The organism is Staphylococcus petrasii (genome assembly GCF_002902565.1).
GTDB lineage: Bacteria > Bacillota > Bacilli > Staphylococcales > Staphylococcaceae > Staphylococcus > Staphylococcus petrasii.
The window spans coordinates 1-2,844 of sequence record NZ_PPRC01000078.1 but is presented as its reverse complement, the minus strand read 5'-3'; the positions used below and the strand labels follow the sequence as shown (position 1 = coordinate 2,844).

The window sequence follows — 2,844 nt, the reverse complement described above, 5'->3', positions numbered from 1 at the left end:
GTATTTATGATTAACTGTGTATATTTCATTCATTAACCTATTACTATTTACCCTGTAAAAGTTTTTTATACAACATTTTGCATTTATAATCATTTTCATTTTTAAAGATATTTTTTGAAAATGGAAATATTAGAAATACTCATTTATCAGTATTTCATAAATAAGTATAAAGAAGATTAATTTATAATACCACCAAATATATTATGCATTAATTCGCATATTTATGATTAAACAATTTATAATGCACATAGTGTGCCATATCAGACGACGCAGTCAGTACCATGAGCGTATCATTACCACCTACCGTGCCTAATACCTCTTTTAATTCCATCTGATCAATAAAATAATTGATACATTGCGCAAATCCTGGTGACGTCTTAATCAATAAATAACTATCTTGAATAATAATATTCTGAATTTCCGCTTCATAATAATGTAGTAATTTCGCTTTCGCATCTGTTTTACGCGTATCTTCTAACTTTTTATAAAACGATTGCTGCCCTACCGCAGGCATCTTAAAAATTTTTAATTGCTTTAAGTCACGCGCAATTGTCGTCACACTGTAACGCACACCAAAGTGTTGTTCAATGTAATCTGCAATGTCTTCCTTTTTCTTAAAACGATTTTGCTTCACAACAGTTGTGATGAGATCTAGACGTTTACTTTTTTTCATGGTTATAAACTCCTCTAATCCCTGAGATTGAAGATAAACTCTTTCAACCCCTATACTTTATCGACAAGCCTTACCTTTAGCATGGCTTATACTTGCCTATCACTTCTAAGTTATCATCATTTTGCATGTATTTGTTTATCCATTTCATGAACAATTATTTTAACTTTAGACTTATATAACATTTAACAAATTTTACACAAATTAAACGAAAGTAATATTGCACTTTTTGTAATATAAATGTAATATTGTAATCAAATAGTAATACTTTTCCAAAAGCCCTATTATTTAAATTATATAAAGGAGATTTGACTATGCACAAATTCACTAAAATCACTTTGTCATCTGTTATTGCACTTGGAACTGTATTAGGAGCTGGATATTCAACTGAAGCAATTCATTCAAACGAAGCACATGCCGCACAAAAACAATTATCAAATACTCAAATCGAAAACATCGTTAGACAATACTTTAAACAACGTCACATTGAAACAGACAACAGTATTGGTATCAAAGTAGCTAAAAACCCTTCTCTTTATACTGATTTACCTAAAGGTTATGTTCCTGTCGTATACGGAGAAAGAGGCGCTAATAGTTCATCTGCAGTTTATGTTAATAAAACAACTGGTAAAATCATCGATCGCAATACTCACAATGTTGGTAACTATGATAAAAAACCACAACTTTCTAATGGTGAACTAGTGAATATTGCAAAACAATATTTTAATATTCATCAAATTAAATTAAATAAAAGCGTAGGCGTTAAAGTAGATAAAGAGACATTTCTTTATAGCGATTTACCTAAAGGCTATGTTCCAGTAGTGTATGGAGAACAAGGCGGTAACGGTTTATCAGCAATTTATATCAATAAAACAACTGGAAAAATTATTGATCACAACGTTCATGACACAAGTCATTTCAATTATAAAAGACAACTCTCTGACGTTGAAATCATGAGTGTGGCAAAACAATACTTCAATAGCCATAAAATAGAAATTGAAAATAGCATGGGTCTTAAAGTGGATAAAAATGTATCACGTCACAGCGATTTACCTAAAGGTTATGTCTCTGTCGTATATGCAGAACAAGGTAGCAATGGTGCATCAGTCATCTATGTCAATAAAACAACTGGTAAAGTGATCGATCCTATAGGTCATTACGGTAATAAAAAATAACATTAAATATGCGATTTACACACAATAAAAAAGACAAATCTAACGGTAGCATCGTCTACCTTAGATTTGTCTTATATTTTTCTTCTAGAGGTTCTAGTTCTTTTTCATGGCTTGTTGTGTTGTGCTATAACCCATCACTACACGGTCAACTTTACCTTTATTTAAATCAAACCATACAGTCATACCGTTGTGGTTCGGTTGGTAGTAATAAATTCCAGTAGTATTGTTTTTACCGTTATCAATTTTTTGTAAATCTTTGCCATACAATTTATTAAGTTGTGCAAGTGACATATGACCCGTTACTTTCATATCAAGTAAAGATGCTGTCTTACCATCTTTAGATACGTTTCTGAAATATTGATCATATTTCTTAACGTTTTTTGTAGAATTTGTATTTTTTAATTTAATGCCGTTAAATGTGACATTTTCAGCTTTAACTGCATTTTTAAAGTTTTTATCTAATACGAATGACACATCTTGCCCAGCGTAACCGTTATAGTTGTAATACGCTGAAGTTGCTGCATGTGCAGTATGTTGTGCCACTTCTCCAGTCGCACCAATACCAAATAACGTACCGAATGCTAATGTTGTCGCTACTAAAGTTTTTGTTGTTTTTCTCATAACTTTCGTCTTCTCTCTCTTTAACTATTAAATATAGTACTCCATAACCCCCATTTAGACAATTTTTATTATTTTTGAAAATGGAGACCAAATACTTAGTTTTATAATTTTATTAAAATATTGTTAAATTAAAGTTCACAATGAAAACAATATTTTTTTACACAAATTGTGCTATACTAAATGTAGGAGTAATATCCCCATTAACTCCTTCACAAAAAGTTATATTATGTAATGACTACAGGTCATAAGTTTACTTCCCCTTTGTTAGACTTATGGCCTCATTTTTTTCAAATAAAAATTCATTATATTCCATAAAATATATAAAATTTATTTATAGTATAGGAAACCTCTTCAAATATACGAACATATGTTCTATAA

Annotated in this window: 3 protein-coding genes; 1 reads left to right on the top strand and 2 read right to left on the bottom strand. The window is 30.3% G+C overall.

Going from position 1 to position 2,844, the window contains the following annotated elements; all coding sequences use genetic code 11:
* Window positions 1-208: 208 nt before the first annotated feature.
* Window positions 209-673 carry an arginine repressor gene (locus CD127_RS10375; protein ID WP_103366661.1) on the bottom strand — a complete coding sequence of 155 codons (465 nt, stop codon included), beginning with the start codon at window positions 671-673 and terminating at the stop codon, window positions 209-211.
* A gap of 311 nt (window positions 674-984) precedes the next feature.
* On the opposite strand from CD127_RS10375, the gene CD127_RS10370 reads away from it, so the two are divergent.
* The gene (locus CD127_RS10370) at window positions 985-1,845 is read left to right on the top strand and encodes a hypothetical protein (RefSeq protein WP_103366660.1); all 861 of its coding nucleotides are present in this window, start codon (window positions 985-987) and stop codon (window positions 1,843-1,845) included.
* A gap of 93 nt (window positions 1,846-1,938) precedes the next feature.
* On the opposite strand, the gene isaB is transcribed toward CD127_RS10370, so the two are convergent.
* Entirely contained in the window at window positions 1,939-2,466 is a 528-nt protein-coding gene (isaB, locus tag CD127_RS10365; RefSeq protein ID WP_103366659.1) for an immunodominant staphylococcal antigen IsaB family protein, read from the bottom strand.
* Window positions 2,467-2,844 lie beyond the last annotated feature (378 nt).

Bases quoted from the DNA above. Each gene is read 5' to 3' on its own strand.
- isaB (WP_103366659.1), bottom strand. From the start codon at position 2,466: ATGAGAAAAACAACAAAAACTTTAGTAGCGACAACATTAGCATTCGGT.
- CD127_RS10375 (WP_103366661.1), bottom strand. From the start codon at position 673: ATGAAAAAAAGTAAACGTCTAGATCTCATCACAACTGTTGTGAAGCAA.
- CD127_RS10370 (WP_103366660.1), top strand. From the start codon at position 985: ATGCACAAATTCACTAAAATCACTTTGTCATCTGTTATTGCACTTGGA.